This window comes from Mycetocola sp. Y791, assembly GCF_059445325.1.
The window spans coordinates 868,632-889,042 of sequence record NZ_JCAIUC010000002.1; the positions used below are offsets into that span (position 1 = coordinate 868,632).

Genomic DNA, 20,411 nt, shown 5'->3' on the forward strand with positions numbered 1-20,411 from the left:
CGGCTCAGCGGGTACCATCGGGGAGTGACCGACAGTATTACCAGCATCCGCACCCGCATCGATGAGGCCCGCAGCGAGGCCGTTGCCCGGGGCATCCGGAAACCCAGAGTCGTTCTCGTTCCCACCATGGGCGCGCTGCACGACGGACACCTGTCGCTGGTCCGTCAGGCGCAGTCGCTCGGCGACATCGTGGTCGTGTCGATCTTCGTGAACCCGCTGCAGTTCGGGCCGAACGAGGACCTCTCGACCTACCCCCGCACTCTCGAGCACGACACGGCGAAGCTCGCCGAGGTCGGTGTTCACCTGGTCTTCGCTCCGACTGCCGCCGAGATGTACCCGGATGGCGAGATCGGCACGCGCGTGACCGCCGGCGATGTCGGCACCCTTCTCGAGGGACGCACCCGACCGGGCCACTTCGACGGTGTACTGACCGTGGTCTCCAAGCTGTTCCACATCGTGTCACCGGATGTCGCGGTGTTCGGCGAGAAGGACGGCCAGCAGCTGTTCCTCGTCAAGCGCATGGTGCGGGACCTCAATTTCCCGCTCGAGGTGCACGGCGTCAGCACGGTGCGCGCCCAAGACGGCCTGGCCCTCTCGAGCAGGAACGCTTTCCTCTCCGACAGCGAGCGGCAGGCGGCCCTCGCGCTGTCGCGCGCGCTCGAGGCGGCGGCATCCGCTGGCCAGCAGGGAGTCGGTGCGGTGCTTGCTGCCGCGCACGGGGTGATCGACGGTGAGCCGCTTGTCGAACTCGACTATTTCGCCGTCGTCGACCCGGCCACGTTCTCGCCCGTCGACGAGGGCTACACCGGCCCGGTTCTCGCGCTCATCGCTGCGCGGGTCGGAACCACCAGGCTGATCGACAACAGGACCATCGTCGTTTCCTGATTCCTGCTGCAAGCCGGTCCCGTAAACTTAACCGACCCCACAAGGAGACGTCCCGAATGACTCAAGCCCCAACCGCCGCCGAGGCCACCGAACCGACCGCCGAGGAGATCTTCGAGCAGAAGGCCGTGCGGCTGGCGAAGCGCGAACGCCTCATCGAGAGCGCGACGGATGCCGCTGGCGGGGCTTACCCGGTAAGCGTTCCCGTCACGACGACCATCCCCGAGGTCCGCGCAAAGTTCGGGCACCTCGAAGCCGACGAGACGACGGGGGAGACGGTCGGCATTGCCGGGCGCATCGTCTTCCTTCGCAACACGGGCAAGCTCTGTTTCGCAACGCTCCAGTCCGGCGACGGAAGCCGGATCCAGGCCATGGTGTCGCTCGCTGAAGTCGGCGCTGAGTCGCTCGCCGAATGGAAGGAACTCGTCGACCTCGGCGACCACCTCTTCGTCTCGGGTGAGGTCATCTCCAGCCGCCGCGGCGAGCTCTCCGTCATGGTGCGCGAGTGGACCATCGCGTCGAAGGCGATCCTTCCGCTGCCGAACCTGCACAACGAACTCAGCGAGGAGAGCCGGGTACGCAGCCGCTACCTCGATCTCATCGCCCGCGACCAGGCCCGCCAGAACGTCATCATGCGGTCAAAGACCGTCTCGAGCCTGCGCCACACCTTCACCGAGCGCGGCTTCCTCGAGATCGAGACGCCCATGCTCCAGGTCATGCACGGCGGCGCATCGGCGCGACCGTTCACCACCCACTCGAACGCCTTCGACACCGATCTCTACCTCCGGATCGCACCGGAGCTCTACCTCAAGCGCGCCGTCGTCGGCGGCATCGACCGGGTCTACGAGATCAACCGCAACTTCCGCAACGAAGGGGCCGACTCGACCCACAGCCCCGAATTCGCGATGCTCGAGGCGTATGAGGCATACGGCGACTACAACTCCATCGCCGACCTGACCCAGACGCTGATTCAGGATGCCGCTCTCGCGGTGTCCGGATCGCACACCGTGACGTGGGCCGACGGTACCGAGTACGACCTCGGTGGCGACTGGGCCCGGATCTCGATGTTCGAGAGCCTCAGCGAGGCCGCCGGAGTAGAGATTACGCCCGAGACGCCGCTCGAGGAACTCAAGGCCCTCGCCGACCGTGAGGGAATCGTCGTTCCCCACCCGATCCACGGCAAGTACGTCGAGGAACTCTGGGAGCACTTCGTCAAGGGCGACCTCGTTGCGCCGACCTTCGTCATGGACTTCCCGGTGGACACCTCCCCGCTCGTTCGCGCACACCGCTCGAAGGCCGGTGTCGTCGAGAAGTGGGACCTGTACATCCGCGGCTTCGAACTGGCAACCGGATACTCCGAGCTCGTCGACCCGGTCGTCCAGCGCGAGCGTTTCGTCGAGCAGGCCCGCCTCGCGGCGGGTGGCGACGTCGAGGCCATGCGTCTTGATGAGGAGTTCCTCCGCGCCCTCGAGCACGGCATGCCCCCGACCGGCGGAATGGGCATGGGAATCGACCGCCTGCTGATGGCGCTCACCGGACTCGGCATCCGGGAGACCATCCTCTTCCCCCTGGTGAAGTGATGAACGAATTCCTGCCGAAAGACGTGACGGACCCCAGAGACCCGAAGAAGCCGTCGGGAAACCGGATCGCGATCTGGGTGATCGTCGGCGGAGTCGGACTGTATCTGCTGCTCAGCGGCATTTGGGGCATCCTTACCTAGCCTGCCCACAGCATCCGTTCACCGTAACCGGGGTATTCTTAGGCTGTCATGGACAATTTCTGGTTAAACGCGTTGTGGTCGCTCGCTCCGACCGTCCTGGTCGGGCTGATTTTCTGGGTCATCATGCGCGCGATCATTCGGTCGGACCGTGACGAGCGGGCCGCATACGCGAAGGTCGAAGCAACGGAACGCGCCCGTCTGGGCCTTCCGGCCCAGGACCCCCACTCCACGGGTGGGTCGCGCGAGGCGGCGAACTGATCCGTCGCCGCTGACGGATAGGCTGGCTGTCACTACCCCAATGACAGGAGCGGTTCGTGGACGTTGCGTCATTCTGGGCCGGCTTCTGGGCCTGGGTTGCCACAGCCTTCACCGGTAACTGGACGCTCATTTTATTCTGGGCCGTCGACTTCATCATCCGGGTGATCGCCGTCATCGTTGTTCCCCGCAACCGGCGGCCGTCGGCCGCGATGGCCTGGCTTCTCGCCATCTTCCTGATTCCGTACGTCGGGGTCATCGCGTTCATCCTGATCGGAAACCCGAAACTCCCGCGATACCGCCGCAACATTCAGGACGAGATCAACGAGTTCATCAGGATCGCCGCCGAGAATCTCCCCAAGCAGGAGTTGCGACCGAACCCGCCCGCCTGGTTCTCCTCGCTCGTGCAGCTGAACCGCAACCTCGGTGCGCTGCCGCTGCTCGGTGGTAACGAAGCCAGGCTTCTCGCCGACTACAACCACACGCTCGATGCGATGACAGCCGCGGTCGACGCTGCCGCGGTCTCGGTCAACGTGGAGTTTTACATCCTCAGTTGCGACAAGACCACCGAGCCGTTCTTCGAGGCGCTCGAGCGAGCGGTGGCGCGGGGCGTCACCGTGCGGGTGCTGCTCGACCACGTCGCCAACCTCCGCACCAAGGGCTACCTCAAGACGAAGAAGCGCCTCGATGAGATCGGCGCCGACTGGCACCTGATGCTCCCGCTCCAGCCCTGGCGCTGGAAATTCCAGCGCCCTGACCTGCGCAATCACCGCAAGATCCTCGTCGTCGACGGCCTCGTCGCCTTTCTCGGGTCGCAGAACGTCATCGACCGCTCGTACAACAAGCGGGGGAACATCCGTCGTGGGCTGCAATGGCAGGAACTTGTTGCTTACGTCGAAGGGCCTGTCGTCGGCGGCATCCAGGCGATCTTCCTCAGCGACTGGTACAGCGAAACCGGCGAGCTGCTCTCGAGCGAGATCGACCTCGTGGACCCTGACAACGAGGACGGCCACCTCGACTGCCAGGTGGTGCCGAGCGGTCCGGGGTTCGACGGTGAGAACAACCTGCGGCTCTTCCTCGGCCTGCTCTATTCAGCCCAGAAACGCATTGTGATCACCAGCCCCTATTTTGTGCCGGACGAGGCGATGCTCTACGCCATCACCACCGCGGTGCAGCGCGGGGTTCCTGTCGACCTGTTCGTGTCGGAGGTCGGCGATCAGGCGCTCGTCTACCACGCACAGCGTTCGTACTACGAAGCGCTGCTTCGTGCAGGGGTGCGAATCTATCTGTACCCGGCCCCATACATCCTTCACGCCAAGCACTTCACCATCGATGACGATGTCGCCGTCATCGGATCGAGCAATATGGACATGCGCTCGTTCGGGCTCAACCTCGAGGTCTCGCTGATGGTCAGGGGCGACACGTTCGTGAGGGACATGCGCGCGGTCGAAGACGAGTACCGGGTGAAGAGCCGGGAGCTCACGCTCGACGAATGGATGAAGCAGCCGCTCCGTTCGACCGTGCTCGACAACCTCGCCCGGTTGACGTCAGCGCTGCAGTAGCGGTCAGGCGCGCACGAGCACGTCGCCGACCTCGCAGCCGAGGACGTCGCAAATCGCGACCAGCGTGGAGAACCGGATCGCCCTCGCCCGATCGTTTTTCAGCACCGAGAGGTTGACGATGCTGACGCCGACCCTCTCGCTGAGTTCTGTGAGCGTCATCTGCCGTTCGGCGAGCAGCTCGTCGAGGCGACAATGGATGCCTGTCGGCTCGTCATCCGCGCCGCCCACTAGACGAGACCTTCGGTTTCGCGCTGCAGCCGTTCGCCGGCCTTGAACGCGAGGGCGACAGCCGCGAGGGCGATCGCAGCAAAGTAGGGAATGACGTTGCCGGTCGCAACCGCGCCGTCATAGCTGCCCTGGCTAAGGGTTGCGAAAGCGCCGTTCGTCCCCATGGTCGTGAAGAGGTTACCGAGTGTGGTGCCGACGATGAGCGTGACTGACACCGTTGTGACGAGGCGGGTGTTGATGCGGGAGAACGCCTTTCCGCTCATGAGATTTCGGCACAGCAGCATAGCGCTGGCCACGATGACGAGGGTCGTTGCCAGGTCGACGAGGACAGCGGCGACGAGCGACACGACCACAATGACCGGGAGGTCAGACACCGTCAGCCACGCTGAGTCGACGCGAACGTCCACCATCGCGCCGTCTGGCCCGAGCGGGAGAGCGGTGACGGTGTCGAAGAACGGGGCGAGAACCTCCACATTGGTGTTCGGCACGATTGACGCGATCCGCACGACGGCGTTCCCCAGCGCGAACACGGCGACCATCACGCCGACCACGATCACCGTCCAGAGATCGACGCGATCGGACCGGGTCGGACGAGCGGTGGTTTCGGTTCCCATGGTGCACTCCATCGATTATCGATAACAACGATTATCGTTAAGCTAGCGACCGGGCGGATGCCTGTCAACCGGTCCGAATCGACGGGAGCGCGTTCCGGTTGCGCGATTACGTCGAATGGCGACGTATTCGACGTAATCGCGCAACTGGAAGGGGTCAGGCCCTCCAGCCGCGAGACATCAGGGCGGCTCGAACGCGAGCCACCAGCTCCTCAGGCCGGCGAAGCAGTGCTGATGTGACCTGGATGATGATCCAGCCGGCCGCGCGGAGCGCTTCGATGCGCTCGACGTCCTTCGCGTACCTGGCACCGTGTACCTGCCCCTGGTACTCGATCGCGACGCGATACTGCGGGTAGGCCATGTCGACGCACGCCAAAAACCCGAGCGGTCCATCCACGTCGATGTTGAGGAGCGGTTCCGGCAAGCCAGCGCGGACGAGAATGACGCGACACAGCGATTCTCGTGGCGACCAGGAGTCCTCGCGGATCAGCCCGAGGGCGTCGCGAAGGTGCGCGGCCCCGACTCGGCGACCCGCACCGAGCGCGGTCTCAAGTTTCGCGCGGGTGGTCAGCGGAGGGCGCCCGACATTCGGGCGAAGAAATCCCTGCCGCCACGTGCGACAGAAATAGTCTCCGATCACGACGAGTTCGTCGACCGGCAGAGTGCCGAGCGATGCCCAGACCGAGGCCGGGGTGGCCACGCGTAACCCGTCGTGCACCCTCGTCGTTGTGGTCCGCCGGTCCGCGAGGTGCCCACGAACTCCCCGGCCGCGGGGGACGCTGGAACCTCGGAAGACACCGACGTCGATCAGGGCCGGGATCGAAATGGTGATCGGAGCGCCCCAGAGCACCGCGGCAGTGTGGTGGCTGAAGAACTCGACGGGCCGCATGCGAGTCCCGTACGCGCGTGCCAGGGTGCGCACCTCGTCAGCGTGAGCGTCAAATTCGTCGCTCGCTATGGCATCCGTCGCCGAAATCGTGTCGATTCTGGTTCTGACGCCGGTGAATGGAGTCGCGAGATCGTCGCCCTCGAGTCGCCCGCGGTCGACGCCAAGCGCTCGCGCCTCGGCGAGGCTGAACACCGCTCCCAACTGAGGCGGGAGGGGGCTGGGCCTTCTCATCTCGGGATAGTGGCACGAACGGCAAGGGCGCCGCCTGCGTTATCCACAGGGCCGGGGCGGATGCCGGTTGCGTCAGGGTGAGAGATGGGTGCGGGTTGAGGTTGCTGAGTGAGGGGGGCGGGGTGCGAGCGTTCACGGCGCCGGGCTTCTCTGGTTCGCGGGGCGCGTTGCGTTGGTGAGGATGCCTTGGAATTGGGCTGCCAGCTACCGGAGTTTCTCTGGTTCGCGGGCGAAGTTACGTTCTGAAGGTTGCCTTGGGATTGGGCTACCGCCTTTCACGGCGCTGGGTTTCTCTGGTTCGCGGCGCGGGGTTGCGTTGTTGAGGATGCCTTGGATTCTGGCTGCCCGCTGCTGGAGTTTCTCTGGTTCGCGGGCGAAAGTCACGGTTTTGAGGATGCCTGAGCGAGGGCTGCCGCCTTTCGCGCACCTGCGGTGCGCGCAGAGCGAACACAGGAGTTTTCCTCAGCCCCGGAAGTTACTCTTTTTGTACGGCACCCCAACCCTGCCCGGGTGCCCAAGGAGCGAACATGTTTGAGAGATTTACCGACCGCGCTCGTCGCGTCGTTGTCTTGGCCCAGGAAGAGGCCAAGATGCTCAACCACAACTACATCGGAACCGAGCACATCCTGCTCGGTCTCATCCACGAGGGCGAGGGCGTTGCAGCAAAGGCGCTCGAGTCGCTCGGCATCTCGCTGGATGCCGTTCGTGAACAGGTCCAGGACATCATCGGTCAGGGCCAGCAGCAGCCCACCGGCCACATTCCCTTCACCCCGCGTGCCAAGAAGGTGCTCGAGCTCTCGCTCCGCGAAGCACTCCAGCTCGGCCACAACTACATCGGAACCGAGCACATCCTGCTCGGCCTCATCCGTGAGGGTGAGGGCGTTGCCGCGCAGGTCCTCGTCAAGCTCGGCGCCGACCTCAACCGTGTTCGCCAGCAGGTCATTCAGTTGCTCTCGGGATACCAGGGCAAGGAAGCTGCTCCCGTCGGTGGGAACACCACGGAGACCACGGCGCAGGGTGGCTCGCAGATCCTCGACCAGTTCGGCCGCAACCTGACTCAGGCTGCCCGCGACAACAAGCTCGACCCGGTCATCGGCCGTGAGAAGGAAATCGAGCGGGTCATGCAGATCCTCTCGCGTCGTTCGAAGAACAACCCGGTTCTCATCGGAGAGCCCGGCGTCGGAAAGACCGCTGTCGTCGAGGGCCTCGCCCAGGCGATCGTCAAGGGCGATGTACCCGAGACGCTGAAAGACAAGCAGCTCTACTCGCTCGACCTCGGTTCGCTCATCGCCGGAAGCCGCTACCGCGGTGACTTCGAAGAGCGCCTCAAGAAGGTCACGAAGGAGATCCGCAGCCGCGGTGACATCATCATCTTCATCGACGAGATCCACACCCTCGTCGGCGCGGGTGCTGCTGAGGGCGCAATCGATGCCGCAAGCATCCTGAAGCCTCTCCTCGCTCGTGGTGAGCTGCAGACCGTCGGTGCGACAACGCTCGACGAGTACCGCAAGCACTTCGAGAAGGATGCCGCGCTTGAGCGCCGGTTCCAGCCGATCCAGGTCAACGAACCGTCTCTCCCGCACACGATCAACATTCTCAAGGGACTGCGCGACAGGTACGAAGCGCACCACAAGGTGTCCATCACCGATGGTGCCCTCGTTGCCGCCGCGAACCTCGCCGACCGCTATGTGTCGGACCGGTTCCTGCCCGACAAGGCGATCGACCTGATCGACGAGGCCGGCGCACGCCTGCGTCTCTCGATCCTCTCGAGCCCGCCCGAACTGCGCGAGTTCGACGAGAAGATCTCGGTTGTCCGCGGAGCCAAGGAAACGGCCATCGAAGACCAGGACTTCGAAAAGGCGGCATCGCTGCGTGACGAGGAGAAGAACCTCCTCGGCGAGCGACTCCGCCTCGAGAAGCAGTGGCGTTCGGGTGACGTGAAGACGACGGCGACCGTTGACGAGGGTCTCATCGCCGAAGTTCTCGCGCAGGCCACCGGCATCCCGGTCTTCAAGCTCACCGAAGAAGAGTCGAGCCGACTGGTCTTCATGGAGAAGGCGCTGCACCAGCGCGTCATCGGCCAGGAAGAAGCCATCTCGGCACTGTCGAAGACGATCCGACGCACCCGCGCCGGCCTGAAGGACCCCAAGCGTCCCTCCGGTTCGTTCATCTTCGCCGGCCCGACCGGTGTCGGAAAGACCGAGCTCGCCAAGGCACTCGCTGAGTTCCTGTTCGACGACGAAGACGCCATCATCTCGCTCGACATGAGCGAGTACGGCGAGAAGCACACGGTCTCACGACTGTTCGGTGCTCCTCCCGGATTCGTCGGATTCGAAGAGGGCGGTCAGCTGACCGAGCGCGTTCGTCGCAAGCCGTTCAGCGTCGTGCTCTTCGATGAGATCGAGAAGGCACACCCCGACATCTTCAACTCCCTCCTCCAGATCCTCGAAGAGGGACGGATGACGGATGGCCAGGGCCGCGTTGTCGACTTCAAGAACACCGTCATCATCATGACCACGAACCTCGGTTCGAAGGGCATCGCTGGCGGACCGGTCGGATTCCAGGTCGAGGGCGACACCGTCGCCACCTACCAGATCATGAAGGCCAAGGTCACCGAGGAGCTCAAGAAGCACTTCAAGCCCGAGTTCCTCAACCGCGTGGACGACACCATCGTGTTCCCGCAGCTGTCGAAGCCGGAGCTCCTGCAGATCGTCGACCTGTTCGCGAAGCGACTGAGCGAGCGACTGCTCGACCGCGACATGACGATCGACCTGACCCTCGCAGCGAAGGAACGCCTCATCGAGGTTGGCTTCGACCCCGCTCTCGGAGCACGGCCACTGCGCCGCGCGATGCAGAACGAGGTGGAAGACCGCCTGAGCGAGCGCATCCTCAACGGACAGCTCAACGCCGGAGACCACGTGCACGTGGACTTCGCGGACGGCGAGTTCGTCTTCGACACCAAGCCGCGCGGTGAAACCGTCGGCGCAGGGGTCAACTCGGGTCGCTCGATCGGCACAGGGTCTGCGACCCCCGATCTCGCGATCGGTAACGCCTAAGCACGAGTAGTACGACAAAGGCCCGGAGGAGAAATCCTCCGGGCCTTCGTCGTGCCCGCCGGGAGCTGGTCCCGGCTCAGTTCCTGGTCCTGGTCCCGGATGTTCAGTTCAGGTGGTCGAGGTAGCGCAGCAGCACGCCCTCGCGGGTTGCCCAGGGCGACACGTCGAGCTCGCGCACTCCGAACGTGGCCATGGCTTCGCTGAGCACGATGCCGCCGGCCACGATCTGGAACGTCCGATCGGTGGTGATGCCGGGAAGCTCGGGCCGTGCCGCCGCGGGGATACGGGCGAGGCGCGGCACCCAGTCGTCGAGCTGGCTCCGCCGCAGTCGCGCTCGGTCATCGCCACCGATACCATCGACGACGCTGCCGGCGAGCCGCGCCAATGAACGGATGGTCTTCGACGAACCGACGACGTGTGTCGGTTTTGCCAAACCCTTGAACGCGGTCCGAGCCTCGGAGAGCACCGAGCGCGCGTGTCGCCTGAGTGCGTCCTGCTGGGCCTCGGTCGACGGGTCGTCGTGGAGAAAACCGACGGTCGTTCGTCCGGCGCCCAGGGGGAGCGAGAGCGCCACGTCAGCTTCCTCGTCTTCACCGAGCGCGATCTCGAGCGAGCCACCGCCGATGTCGAAGAGCAGAATATTCCCGGCCGACCAGCCGTACCAGCGGCGAACGGCGAGGAAGGTGAGCTTCGCCTCTTCTTCACCGCTGAGGATCTGCAGCGTCAGTCCGGTTTCCCGTTCGATCAGTTCGATGACTTCAGGGCCATTCGTCGCCTCGCGAATAGCGGAGGTCGCCATCGGCAGCACCTCGTCCAGGTTGCTCCCCTTGGCGATCCGCGCAGCTTCACCGATTGCGGCGACGAGCGCGACGATGCCCTCCTCGGTGATCGAACCGTCGGTGTCGAGGTAGCGCATGAGGCGGAGAACTGATTTGTGTGATGCCTCCGCGACCGGCCGCGCACCCGGGTGAGCGTCGACAATGAGCAGGTGGACGGTGTTTGAACCGATGTCGAGTACTCCGAGGCGCATATCGAAAACAGTACAGGTCACTAAACTTTCAGACATGACCGAACCAGGAGCATCCGAGTACCTGGTTCGCCGTGCACGCACCTCCGACGTCCCCGCGATTCAGAAGCTCATCGAGCCCCTCGTTGCCGAGCGGATCCTTCTCGGTAAGGAACGAGTGGTGTTCTACGAGGCGGTGCAGGAGTTCCGCGTTGCGACGCTCCCGGACGGCACGCTGATCGGTTGCGGTGCATTGCACGTCATGTGGGAGGACCTCGGTGAGATACGCACTCTTGCCGTCGCCAGGGAGTGGCTCGGCCACGGTGTCGGCAGGGCGATCCTTGAGACGCTCGAGAACGACGCCCGCGAGCTGGGGCTTCGGCGGCTCTTCTGCCTCACCTTTGAGGTGCCCTTCTTTACGAAGAACGGATTCCGTGAGATCGGTGAAGAGATCATCGATCCGGTGATTTACTCCGAAATGGTGCGTTCCACTGACGAGGGCGTTGCCGAGTTTCTCGACCTCGCCCGCGTGAAGCCCAACACCCTCGGCAACAGTCGGATGCTGAAACTGCTCTGACCGCGATGCGGCCGCTCCTGCTCATCCGTTGTAACTCTTGCGGGGGGTTCCGCTGGGCCGCTAGCTTTTACCCACTGTTTACTTTCCCGGTGATCACGCGTTAATTGGGCCGCTCTAACGTGAGTTGGAGTTGGCCGCATTGCTCTGACAACGGCGCAACGAGGCGCTTCGCAGAGACGCGTCGGCACCGTGAAAACACCCCAGGGAGATCAATGTTGCTGTCCAAACGCGGCTGGCGCGCCGCCGCTCTCGCATCGCTGTTGGGGCTCGCTGTAGCTCCGCTTTCGGCTCTCCCGGCAGCCGCCGCCCCCGACGGTTCCGGAGTCGTGATCAACGAGGCGTACCTTTCGGGCGGCAGCGCGGGAGCAGCGTATTCGACGAAGTTCATCGAGCTCCACAACCCGACAGACACGGCCGTCGATCTCACCGGCTGGTCCGTGCAGTACCGATCCGCGACCGGTGCAGCGGCGCCGAGCGGTGTGCTTCCGCTGAGTGGCACCATCGCCGCTGGCGGGTATTACCTCGTCGCGGGCGGGAGCAACGGCGCCAATGGTGCCGCGCTTCCCACCCCTGATGCGTCGAGCGGCAGCATCAACACGGGCGGCGCTGGCGGGACGATCATCCTCGCAAACACCCCGACGGCGGTGACGCTGCCCGTCGGGAACGTCGCCGGCAACACCGCGGTCGTCGACCTGCTCGGGTACGGCACCTCGAACACGTTCGAGACGGCGGCGGCAACCGCGCCCGCCGGGAACACCGACGTCAAGTCGCTCGGACGCACGGCATTCGCTGATACCGACAGTAACGCCAGCGATTTCACGCTGTCGGCGACGATCACACCGCAGAGTACTGCGGACGGCACAGATCCGACCGATCCCACCGATCCCACCGATCCCACCGATCCCACCGATCCCACCGATCCCACCGATCCGACCGATCCGACTGAACCGGAACTGCTCAGCATCGCTGAGGTTCAAGGCACCGGGGACGCGAGCCCGTGGGTCGGCGCAACGGTCACGACGACCGGAGTCGTGACCGCCGCATACGCGACCGGTGGATTCAACGGCTATTACATCCAGACGCCCGGGTCAGGCGGCGACCTCGCCGGCCACGTGGCATCCGATGGAATCTTCATCTACTCGCCGTCGACCGTCGCCGACGTTTCCGCAGGACAGCACGTGGAAGTGACCGGCGTTGTCGGCGAATACAACGGGCTCAGCCAGCTCTCCGTTGAGGCCGGCGGGCTCACACAGCTCGATCCGGCTACGGCACCGGTGCCCGCAGCCGTGGCATACCCGGGAACCGCCGCCGAGCGCGAAGCATTCGAGGGGATGCTGCTCGCGCCGGCCGGGGACTACACGGTGACCGACGTTTACGACACGAACGGATTCGGAACCATCGGGCTCACCGCTTCGTCGACGCCGCTGGTCAACCCGACGGTCCTCGGTCTGCCCGGGAGTGCAGAGCATGCGGCGGCCCAGGCGCGGTTCGCCACCGAGCTCGTTCTTCTCGACGACGGTGCAACGACCAACTTCCTGTCCTCCGCGAATAACGGGGCGAACCGGAACATCCCGCTGCCGTACCTCTCCACCGAATCCCCGGTACGCGTCGGTGCCGCGGTCACCTTCACGTCGCCCGTCGTGCTCGATTACCGGTTCGACAGCTGGTCGTTCCAGCCGACCGCGCACCTCACCGGGGAGAACGCTGCGACCGTCCAGCCGGTGACCTTCGAGAACACCCGCACCGACGCGCCCGAAGATGTCGGCGGCGACATCACCCTCGGAACGTTCAACGTGCTCAACTACTTTGCGACCACGGGCGCCGACCGCTCCGGGTGCACGTTCTACACCGACCGAGCCGGAAACCCGGTCACCGTGAATAACTCGGATGCCGCTGGCTGTGGCGTTCGCGGAGCGGCCGACGCTGAGAACCTCGAACGCCAGCAGGCCAAGATCGTGTCGGCGATCAACGCGCTCGACGCTGACGTGGTTTCGCTCGAAGAGATCGAGAACTCCGCGTCCATCGGCAAGGACCGTGACTACGCGTTGAGCGTCCTCGTCGACGCTCTCAACGAGGCAGCCGGGAGTGACGTCTGGAACTTCGTGCCGTCGCCCGCCAATGTGCCCGCAGACGAAGACGTGATCCGAACCGCATTCATCTACCAGACGGCATCCGTCGAGACGGTCGGTGAGACTCGTATCCTCCTCGACTCGCCCGCGTTTACCAACGCCCGCGAACCCGATGCGCAGGCGTTCAAGCCCGCCGGCGGGGACGATGCCGAAACCTTCCTGGTGATTGCCAACCACTTCAAGTCGAAGAGCGACTCAGGGGCCACCGGTGACAACATCGACACAGGCCAGGGCGCGTACAACGGCGACCGCACCCGCCAGGCCACGGCCCTTGTCGACTTCGCTGACGAGGTATCGGGCGAGCTCGACACGAGCAACGTTTTCCTCGTCGGTGATTTCAACTCATACGCCGGGGAAGACCCGATCGCCGTTATCGAAGCCGCCGGTTACATCAACCAGGGAGCGAAGACCGGTGAGGAGACCTACACCTTCGGCCAGGCGATCGGTTCCCTGGACTATGTCTTCGCGTCACCCGCCGCTAACTCGCTGGTGACGGATGCCGATATCTGGAACATCAATTCAGTGGAGTCGATCGCGCTCGAGTACTCGCGGTACAACTACAACGCGACCAACTTCTACTCGCCAGATCCCTACCGTTCGAGCGACCATGACCCCATGCTCGTCGGCATCGACTTCAGCCCGACGAGCGTGGTGAACCTGCTGAACATCAACGACTTCCACGGCAGGATCGACGCCAACACCGTGAAATTCGCTGGAACGGTGGAGCAACTCAAGGCCCAATTCGACCCGGAGTCAACGCTCTTCCTGTCGGCCGGCGACAACATCGGCGCCTCGTTGTTCGCGTCGAGCGCGCTGCAGGACCAGCCGACGATCGATGTGCTCAACGCGCTCGGGCTCGCGGCGGCCGCCGTTGGTAACCACGAGTTCGACCAGGGTTATGACGATCTCGTCGACCGCGTGATGAACGGCGGCCAGAACGCGAAATTCCCGTACTTGGGGGCGAACGTTTATAACGCGGGGACCTCGACACCGGCGCTCCAGGAATACGCGCTGTTCGAGGTGGACGGCGTCACCGTCGGGGTCATCGGTGCCGTCACCGAGGAAACCGCGTCGCTCGTCTTGCCCGCCGGCATCGCCGGCCTCGAGTTCGGTGACCCCGTCGACGCCGTGAACCGGGTCACCGCTCAGCTTTCCGATGGAGACGAAGCCAACGGAGAGGCCGATGTTATCGTCGCGGAGTACCACGAGGGCGCGGGGGCAGGCACGCCTGACGGTGCGACCCTCGAGGAGGAGATCGCCGCTGGTGGAGCGTTCGCCGATATCGTGACTGAAACGAGCGCAGAGGTCGACGCGATTTTCACCGGTCACACCCACAAGCGATACGCGTGGGACGCTCCCATTCCCGGTGGCGAGGGAACCAGGCCGATCCTGCAAACCGGCAGTTATGGTGAGTTCGTCGGCCAGATCACGCTCCAGGTCGACACGCTCACGGGTGAGGTGGCGAGCTACACAGCGCAGAACGTCGCCCGCGTCACGACAGACGATGCAACGCTGATCGCGCAGTACCCCGCGGTGGCCGTCGTCGACAGGATCGTCCGATCCGCAATTGCCGAGTCGGATGTCATCGGCCGGCAGGTCGTCGGCACCGCGACGGCTCCGATTACGACGGCGTTCAGCAACGGGCTCCGCGATGACCGCTCATCCGAGTCGACGCTCGGCAACTTCGTGGCCGACGCCCTCGTCGATTCGCTCGCGGCGCCGGAGCGAGGCGGGGCTGAAATCGGCGTCGTCAATCCCGGTGGCCTGCGGGCAGACCTCGACGCTGGCGACATCACGTACGCCGAAGCAAACGCTGTGCTCCCGTTCCTGAACAACCTGGGCACGACGTCGCTGACCGGCGCGCAGTTCAAGGTCATGCTGGAACAGCAGTGGCAGCGGACCGCCGACGGCGCTGTGCCGACACGGCCGTATCTCCAGCTTGGGCTGTCGAACAACGTGACGTACACGTTCGATCCCGCGCGCGCTGAGGGTGACCGCATCACGAGTATCACGGTGAACGGCGAACCGATCGATCAGAGCCGCAGTTACCGCATCGGTTCGTTCAGCTTCCTGCTCCAGGGCGGGGACAACTTCCACGTCTTCACCAGCGCGACAGACACGAGGGACTCCGGTCTCGTGGACCGGGACGCCTGGATCTCGTACCTCACGGCGAACAGCCCGGTTTCCCCGAGCTTCGACCGTCGTTCAGTGCAGGTCACCGGCATCCCTGCCGGACCGGTTTCCGCCGGGTCCTCGGTCACCCTGAACCTGTCGAAGCTCGACCTGACCTCGCTTGGCAGCCCGGTCAACACCAGCGTGACCGCCGTGATCAACGGCACGACGGTAGCCACAGCTCCGGTGACGGACGGGGCGGCAACCGTGACCTTCACGGCGCCAGCCGGGACGGGTCCGACATCGGTGGTGATCACGGCGGCGGAGTCGGGAACAACCGTCACCATTCCTCTCACTGTTGCCCCGACTGAAGTGCCTGCGCAACCCAGTCCAGTCGAGAAGGTCATCGCCGCGATCAAGAAGATCATCAGCTGGCTCGGGCGGTTGCTCGGCTGGTAGAAAAAGCGCTTGACCGCTTCGACGCGCGGGGGGCCGCAATCGCGACCCCCCGCGCGTCCTTGCGTGCGCTCCGGATGCCTCTGGTTATCCTGATTCCATGGCCACCCGGGAGTCACGAGAGAAGCGAAGCGTCTACGTTCGCCGACGGCTGCTTGTTCTGGCCGGTTTGCTCGCCGTCATTGCGATCATCGTGCTTGTGATCTGGAAGCCGGGGTCGACGTCCGGGTTCGAAACCACGCCGAAGGCCACCGCATCAGCGAAACCGAGTGCCACGCCGTCTCCCACAGAAGAGGCGAGCGGCGAAGTGACGGACTGCTCGGAAAAGAACGTGCTCGTCGAGGCCATCACCGATAAGGGGAGTTACGGCGCGAACGAACTTCCCCAGTTGTCGTTGCAGATTACCAACACGGGAAAGAACGCCTGCTCGATCAACGTGGGCACGAGCCAGCAGGTCTTCACCATCACCAGCGGCACCGACGTCTACTGGACTTCGACTGATTGTCAGGTCGAGCCAGCGGATGCTGTCGTTCAGCTGGAGCCGGCCCAGTCTGTCGCGTCGAGCACCCCGATCGCCTGGGACAGGACCCGATCGAGTACGACGACCTGCGACGGGGAGCGCCCCCCGGTTCCGTCTGACGGTGTGTCGTACCACCTCTCAACCTCCGTCGCCGGCTTCGAGAGTGCCGAGACCAAGCAGTTCATGATTACCGGCTGACCTGCGCCTGCGAAGATAGAGGCATGCCGAAAAAGAAGCCGGAGTTCCGGTCACAGGTTCTCGCGGAAGCCCTCGAACAGCAGGACATGGCCGCCGTCGCCTTCGCACTCAGGAACGACAGGATGGTCGTCCCCCTTGTGAAGCCTGGCCAGCGCGATAAGCCGACCGACGCCGGTGAGGTGTGGACCTACAAGCAACCGGAAACCGGGCGCCTCGCCCTGCTGATCTTCAGCGATGCGGCCAACAAGCCGGCCGCGCTGCCCCCGTTCGTCGGCCTCCAGGACGGCGCCTGGCTGCACACCTTCCTCCGGACGCACGGACAGGACATCGAAACCGTCTTCTTTGACATTGCCGGGCCGCATCCGATGCAGGCGACGCCCGACGAGATTCTTCGCGTCCTCGCCCTTTAGCGAGCGGTTTTATCGGTCAATCACGCCAGCGTCCGTTGCGGCCTAAAACACCGCGTCGAGTTCACGGTCGAACGGGGTTCCCGCCGACTTCTTTGCAACGTCAAGCGCCTCACGGATGCTGCCGCTGCGGGCATCCACTATCGTCCGGTATCCCAGGCGAGTCGCCTCGGATGTGCGCTGCCGCGCAGCGCTGACCGGCCGCACCTCACCCGCGAGGGAAATCTCACCGAACGCGGCGAAGCTATGGGGGACTGCATAGCCGAGTGCAGCGGACGCGAGCGCGATGGCGATTGCGAGATCCGCGCCGGGCTCGTTGAGCCGGACTCCGCCCACCGTCGAGACGTAGATGTCTTTGTCGTGGAGGCGGATTCCTGCCCGCTGGTCGAGCACGGCGAGCAGCATGGCGACGCGGGAAGAATCGACGCCATTGGTCACTCGGCGCGGGTTTGGGGCGCTGGTCTCAAGGACGAGGGCCTGAATCTCGACCGGAAGGGCGCGTTTTCCCTCCATCGACACGGTGACGCAGGTGCCGGATACCGTGATGCCCCTGCTGAGGAAGAGCGTGCTCGGATCGGGTACTTCGGCGATGCCGTCGCCGGTCATCTCGAAGCAGCCCACCTCGTCGGTGGGGCCGAACCGGTTCTTGAGCGCGCGCACGAACCGAAGTGACGTGTGGCGGTCGCCCTCGAACTGGCACACGACGTCTACGAGGTGTTCGAGCAGGCGGGGGCCAGCGATGCTGCCGTCTTTCGTGACGTGGCCGACGAGCAGCACGGGAAGCCCGCGTTCTTTGGCAACCCGGATCAGGGTCTGGGCAACTTCGCGCACCTGGCTCGGCTGCCCGGCGATGCCGTCGGACAGCGAACTCGACACCGTCTGGACCGAGTCGACGATGAGGAGCTCGGGCTTCACCGCGTCGATCTGGCCGAGTACAACGCCGAGGTCGGTCTCGGCGGCGAGGAAGAGGTTGTCGCTCAATGCGCCGGTGCGGCGAGCCCGCAGCTTCACCTGGTTGACCGACTCTTCGGCGCTGACGTAGAGCACACGTGACTTGGCCTTTGCAGCGCGGGCGGCGACCTCGAGCAGGAGTGTGGATTTTCCGACGCCGGGCTCGCCGGAGAGAAGTATTGCGGCTCCGGGCACGATACCGCCGCCGAGCACCCGGTCGAACTCATCGATCCCGGTCGGCCAGTGCGAGACGTCAGCCTCGGTCACCTCGGTGATTGGGCGAGCAGATCGGTCGGCAGAGACGGTTGTGGCCGTGAGGCGTTGTCCTGCGTCGGCTGTTGCGTCGACGACGGTGCCCCACTGCTGGCACTCGCCGCATCGTCCCGCCCACTTCGCTGATTGCCAGCCGCACTCGGTGCATTTGAATGTCGACGTCGGTTTAGCCATGGTCAGAGCTTAACCTCGACATCGGACATCACCGGTGCCCCCGCCCGCGCGGGACAGAACCGCATCGCGGCAGGCAGGAGCAGCGGCCCCGATTCGCGCAGGCATCCAGGATCTACTACACTCGACGGCGGTGACGTGTCCGAGCGGCCGAAGGTGCAACTCTCGAAAAGTTGTGTGCGTCTAAAGCGCACCGTGGGTTCAAATCCCACCGTCACCGCCACCACAAAGGCCCCGAATCCCCTGAAATCAGAGGGTGTCGGGGCCTTTGTCATTTCCTCGAGGGGTTAGTCATGGACCGTCGCCATCGGGTCCGCTACTGTCGGCTCAACGCGAAGGAGCCCCATGACCCGTCTAGCGCTGTGGCGTATCGGGGCGGTCACGACCGTTGTGCTGCTCATGGCAGGGTGCGCGGCCGCCCAGCCGGCCTACGCGGAGCTCGCGGAACCGCAAACGGATGCGGACCTGCTCCCCGGCGTTGGTGACGGCAGCGTTATCCCAGAGTCGGTACGTTTCGTCGGTGAGTATGAGGGGCGGTCTTACTTCCTCGCCGAGTCGACTCCGACATTATTCCGCGACGGGGTCTGCGTGCTCGTTCAGGCACCCGACGTCGAGGGATTCAGTTGCGGAGAAAACGAGGTCATCATTGACTACCCATTGGGGCTGGCCCGCTACGACCGCACGCCCATGCCCGATTCGGCACTTCAGGATGACTGGGTTCGTATCTCGCCCAACGTGGTTTTGCAGCCCGCTCCCTAGCTGGTGCTCACGCTGGCGCCTGCGGCGACGTCTGGCAAACCACACAGCGAAGACCAGTCGGCTGGAACTCACGGAGACAACAGCCCCGCTGCAGTATCCGTCCGTAAAATGGTCGGGTGACTGATACCGCGCCCATCCTTGGCCTCCTGCTTGATGTTGACGGACCGATTGCGAGCCCGGTGAGCCGCAGCATCGCCATTCCGAGCATCGCTGGTGATCTGGTGGAGTTGGCCAATGCCGGTGTCCCCATCGCGTTCAACACCGGCCGCTCGGATGCGTTCATCAGAGAGCAGGTCGTACCTCAACTCCTCGCCCGCGGCCTCGATGCAACAGCCAGGGTGTGGGCGGTGTGCGAGAAGGGCGCGGTGACAACGCGCATCTCCCCGGAGGGAATGGGCGAGATCACCGTCGACACCACGCTCGCGATGCCCGATTCGTACAGCGCTGCTATCCGGGACCTCGTCGAGTCACGGTACTCGGAGGTGGTGTACTTCGACGAGACCAAACGCGCCATGGTGTCCGTCGAGCAGCTGACGTCCATATCGGCGGAAGAATATGCCGCGGTTCGCGAGAGTTTTGACGCGGATGCCGCTCACGTCTTCGAGCGCCTCGACCTGGGATACGAGTGGAACACGGAACGGCACCCTGACGCAGATGGTGCGGTTCCCTATCGCATCGACCCGACGATCATCTCGACCGATATCGAGTCAGTGCGCCTCGGCAAGGACCTTGGGGCGCAGAAGTTCCTGGATCTGCTCACCGAGGATGGGGGCGCGGTGCCGCGGGCGTGGCGGACACTCGGCGATTCTCGAACCGATTACGCCATGGCCGACTGGTTGCATGCGCACGGATTCGACGTCGCACACGTTGACGTCCGGCCGGCGGATGGGGTTCCGGACACTCCGTACCCGGTCCGGCACCACCCGACGCTCATTCACGATGAGGCGGGCGCGGTGTATCTCGGTCGCTGGGTCGGGATGCTCCGGGGCGACGAGGACGACGACGCGAAGATTGCCTAGATTGCGGCGCTTTGCCCTCGATGCGCGAACGCGTCAGGAGGCGACACGCCCGGCGTGCACGTGCAATTTGCCGGAGTGACGAAAGCCAACGTAGAGTAACTACTCGTCACCCCAAAGGTGCGGCTGAGCTTAGCTCGCCGGCCTCATGCGGGACCACCTCCCACTCTCAGAATTCTCCGAATTTCGGATGCTATTTTGATAGTGGGATTCCTGGCTCCTCTCTCGAGCTTTTGGCCTTCCGAATCACTTCGGATGCTGTCAGAACTGCGGAGAAAGGGTGCTAGGGTAGAGAAGTTGCCCTGCGGAGCAGCCCGGAAGGGTGAAAAGCGGGAGCATCCGATCCTTGAGAACTCAACAGCGTGCACAATGTCAAATGCCAAATACCCGTTGACTCGACCT

General features: G+C 64.4%; 17 protein-coding genes and 1 tRNA gene. 13 read left to right on the top strand and 5 right to left on the bottom strand.

Going from position 1 to position 20,411, the window contains the following annotated elements:
- Positions 1-24 precede the first annotated feature (24 nt).
- The 5 genes from panC (at position 25) to cls (ending at position 4,419) form a co-directional block, all read left to right on the top strand.
- On the top strand, positions 25-885 hold the full coding sequence (gene panC / locus AC1C2N_RS08995) for a pantoate--beta-alanine ligase (RefSeq protein ID WP_495433721.1): 861 nt from the start codon (positions 25-27) through the stop codon (positions 883-885).
- A gap of 56 nt (positions 886-941) precedes the next feature.
- Positions 942-2,462: a lysine--tRNA ligase gene (gene lysS / locus AC1C2N_RS09000; protein WP_495433722.1), complete on the top strand. Its 1,521-nt coding sequence runs from the start codon at positions 942-944 to the stop codon at positions 2,460-2,462.
- A complete protein-coding gene (locus tag AC1C2N_RS09005; RefSeq protein ID WP_495433723.1) occupies positions 2,459-2,602 on the top strand; it encodes a hypothetical protein in 144 nt (47 codons plus the stop codon). The genes lysS and AC1C2N_RS09005 overlap by 4 nt, the downstream gene beginning before the upstream one ends.
- Positions 2,603-2,650: 48 nt before the next feature.
- Entirely contained in the window at positions 2,651-2,860 is a 210-nt protein-coding gene (locus AC1C2N_RS09010) for a hypothetical protein (RefSeq protein WP_483405923.1), read from the top strand.
- Between the two features lie 128 nt (positions 2,861-2,988).
- Positions 2,989-4,419, top strand: a complete 1,431-nt coding sequence (gene cls, locus AC1C2N_RS09015; RefSeq protein WP_483406700.1) for a cardiolipin synthase — start codon at positions 2,989-2,991, stop codon at positions 4,417-4,419.
- Between the two features lie 3 nt (positions 4,420-4,422).
- On the opposite strand, the gene AC1C2N_RS09020 is transcribed toward cls, so the two are convergent.
- From AC1C2N_RS09020 to AC1C2N_RS09030, 3 genes are all read right to left on the bottom strand, one after another.
- The gene (locus tag AC1C2N_RS09020; protein ID WP_495433724.1) at positions 4,423-4,647 is read right to left on the bottom strand and encodes a helix-turn-helix domain-containing protein; all 225 of its coding nucleotides are present in this window, start codon (positions 4,645-4,647) and stop codon (positions 4,423-4,425) included.
- Positions 4,647-5,261 carry a hypothetical protein gene (locus AC1C2N_RS09025; protein WP_495433725.1) on the bottom strand — a complete coding sequence of 205 codons (615 nt, stop codon included), beginning with the start codon at positions 5,259-5,261 and terminating at the stop codon, positions 4,647-4,649. The genes AC1C2N_RS09020 and AC1C2N_RS09025 overlap by 1 nt, the downstream gene beginning before the upstream one ends.
- A 154-nt stretch (positions 5,262-5,415) precedes the next feature.
- Positions 5,416-6,378 carry a putative endonuclease domain-containing protein gene (locus tag AC1C2N_RS09030; protein WP_495433726.1) on the bottom strand — a complete coding sequence of 321 codons (963 nt, stop codon included), beginning with the start codon at positions 6,376-6,378 and terminating at the stop codon, positions 5,416-5,418.
- A gap of 527 nt (positions 6,379-6,905) precedes the next feature.
- Between AC1C2N_RS09030 and AC1C2N_RS09035 the strand changes: the two genes are divergently transcribed.
- Entirely contained in the window at positions 6,906-9,434 is a 2,529-nt protein-coding gene (locus AC1C2N_RS09035; RefSeq protein WP_108391845.1) for an ATP-dependent Clp protease ATP-binding subunit, read from the top strand.
- Positions 9,435-9,537: 103 nt separating this feature from the next.
- Here the strand turns inward: AC1C2N_RS09035 and AC1C2N_RS09040 are convergent, their stop codons facing one another.
- Positions 9,538-10,464 (bottom strand): Ppx/GppA phosphatase family protein, encoded by a 927-nt coding sequence (locus AC1C2N_RS09040; RefSeq protein ID WP_495433727.1) that lies wholly within the window; start codon positions 10,462-10,464, stop codon positions 9,538-9,540.
- A gap of 34 nt (positions 10,465-10,498) precedes the next feature.
- Here AC1C2N_RS09040 and AC1C2N_RS09045 point away from each other — a divergent pair, with 34 nt between their 5' ends.
- The 4 genes from AC1C2N_RS09045 to AC1C2N_RS09060 all read left to right on the top strand — a co-directional run bounded on the left by AC1C2N_RS09045 (position 10,499) and on the right by AC1C2N_RS09060 (position 16,842).
- On the top strand, positions 10,499-11,017 hold the full coding sequence (locus AC1C2N_RS09045; RefSeq protein WP_495433728.1) for an amino-acid N-acetyltransferase: 519 nt from the start codon (positions 10,499-10,501) through the stop codon (positions 11,015-11,017).
- 212 nt (positions 11,018-11,229) lie between these two features.
- On the top strand, positions 11,230-15,717 hold the full coding sequence (locus AC1C2N_RS09050) for an ExeM/NucH family extracellular endonuclease (RefSeq protein ID WP_495433729.1): 4,488 nt from the start codon (positions 11,230-11,232) through the stop codon (positions 15,715-15,717).
- A 97-nt stretch (positions 15,718-15,814) separates the two neighbouring features.
- Positions 15,815-16,432 carry a hypothetical protein gene (locus tag AC1C2N_RS09055; protein WP_495433730.1) on the top strand — a complete coding sequence of 206 codons (618 nt, stop codon included), beginning with the start codon at positions 15,815-15,817 and terminating at the stop codon, positions 16,430-16,432.
- Positions 16,433-16,455: 23 nt separating this feature from the next.
- Positions 16,456-16,842, top strand: coding sequence for an SseB family protein (locus tag AC1C2N_RS09060; protein ID WP_108391840.1), 387 nt, complete (start codon positions 16,456-16,458; stop codon positions 16,840-16,842).
- A gap of 42 nt (positions 16,843-16,884) precedes the next feature.
- Here AC1C2N_RS09060 and radA read toward each other — a convergent pair whose 3' ends face one another.
- The gene (gene radA, locus AC1C2N_RS09065) at positions 16,885-18,237 is read right to left on the bottom strand and encodes a DNA repair protein RadA (RefSeq protein ID WP_483405914.1); all 1,353 of its coding nucleotides are present in this window, start codon (positions 18,235-18,237) and stop codon (positions 16,885-16,887) included.
- A 129-nt stretch (positions 18,238-18,366) separates the two neighbouring features.
- Between radA and AC1C2N_RS09070 the strand changes: the two genes are divergently transcribed.
- From AC1C2N_RS09070 to AC1C2N_RS09080, 3 genes are all read left to right on the top strand, one after another.
- Positions 18,367-18,457, top strand: a tRNA-Ser gene (locus tag AC1C2N_RS09070).
- A gap of 122 nt (positions 18,458-18,579) precedes the next feature.
- Positions 18,580-18,993 (top strand): hypothetical protein, encoded by a 414-nt coding sequence (locus AC1C2N_RS09075; RefSeq protein WP_495433731.1) that lies wholly within the window; start codon positions 18,580-18,582, stop codon positions 18,991-18,993.
- A gap of 116 nt (positions 18,994-19,109) precedes the next feature.
- Entirely contained in the window at positions 19,110-20,012 is a 903-nt protein-coding gene (locus AC1C2N_RS09080) for a hypothetical protein (protein WP_495433732.1), read from the top strand.
- Positions 20,013-20,411 lie beyond the last annotated feature (399 nt).

Coding starts and splice junctions, on each gene's coding strand:
- lysS (WP_495433722.1), top strand. CDS start 942: ATGACTCAAGCCCCAACCGCCGCCGAGGCCACCGAACCGACCGCCGAG.
- AC1C2N_RS09010 (WP_483405923.1), top strand. CDS start 2,651: ATGGACAATTTCTGGTTAAACGCGTTGTGGTCGCTCGCTCCGACCGTC.
- AC1C2N_RS09025 (WP_495433725.1), bottom strand. CDS start 5,261: ATGGGAACCGAAACCACCGCTCGTCCGACCCGGTCCGATCGCGTCGAT.
- AC1C2N_RS09030 (WP_495433726.1), bottom strand. CDS start 6,378: ATGAGAAGGCCCAGCCCCCTCCCGCCTCAGTTGGGAGCGGTGTTCAGC.
- AC1C2N_RS09035 (WP_108391845.1), top strand. CDS start 6,906: ATGTTTGAGAGATTTACCGACCGCGCTCGTCGCGTCGTTGTCTTGGCC.
- AC1C2N_RS09040 (WP_495433727.1), bottom strand. CDS start 10,464: ATGCGCCTCGGAGTACTCGACATCGGTTCAAACACCGTCCACCTGCTC.
- AC1C2N_RS09045 (WP_495433728.1), top strand. CDS start 10,499: ATGACCGAACCAGGAGCATCCGAGTACCTGGTTCGCCGTGCACGCACC.
- AC1C2N_RS09050 (WP_495433729.1), top strand. CDS start 11,230: ATGTTGCTGTCCAAACGCGGCTGGCGCGCCGCCGCTCTCGCATCGCTG.
- AC1C2N_RS09055 (WP_495433730.1), top strand. CDS start 15,815: ATGGCCACCCGGGAGTCACGAGAGAAGCGAAGCGTCTACGTTCGCCGA.
- AC1C2N_RS09060 (WP_108391840.1), top strand. CDS start 16,456: ATGCCGAAAAAGAAGCCGGAGTTCCGGTCACAGGTTCTCGCGGAAGCC.
- radA (WP_483405914.1), bottom strand. CDS start 18,237: ATGGCTAAACCGACGTCGACATTCAAATGCACCGAGTGCGGCTGGCAA.
- AC1C2N_RS09075 (WP_495433731.1), top strand. CDS start 18,580: ATGACCCGTCTAGCGCTGTGGCGTATCGGGGCGGTCACGACCGTTGTG.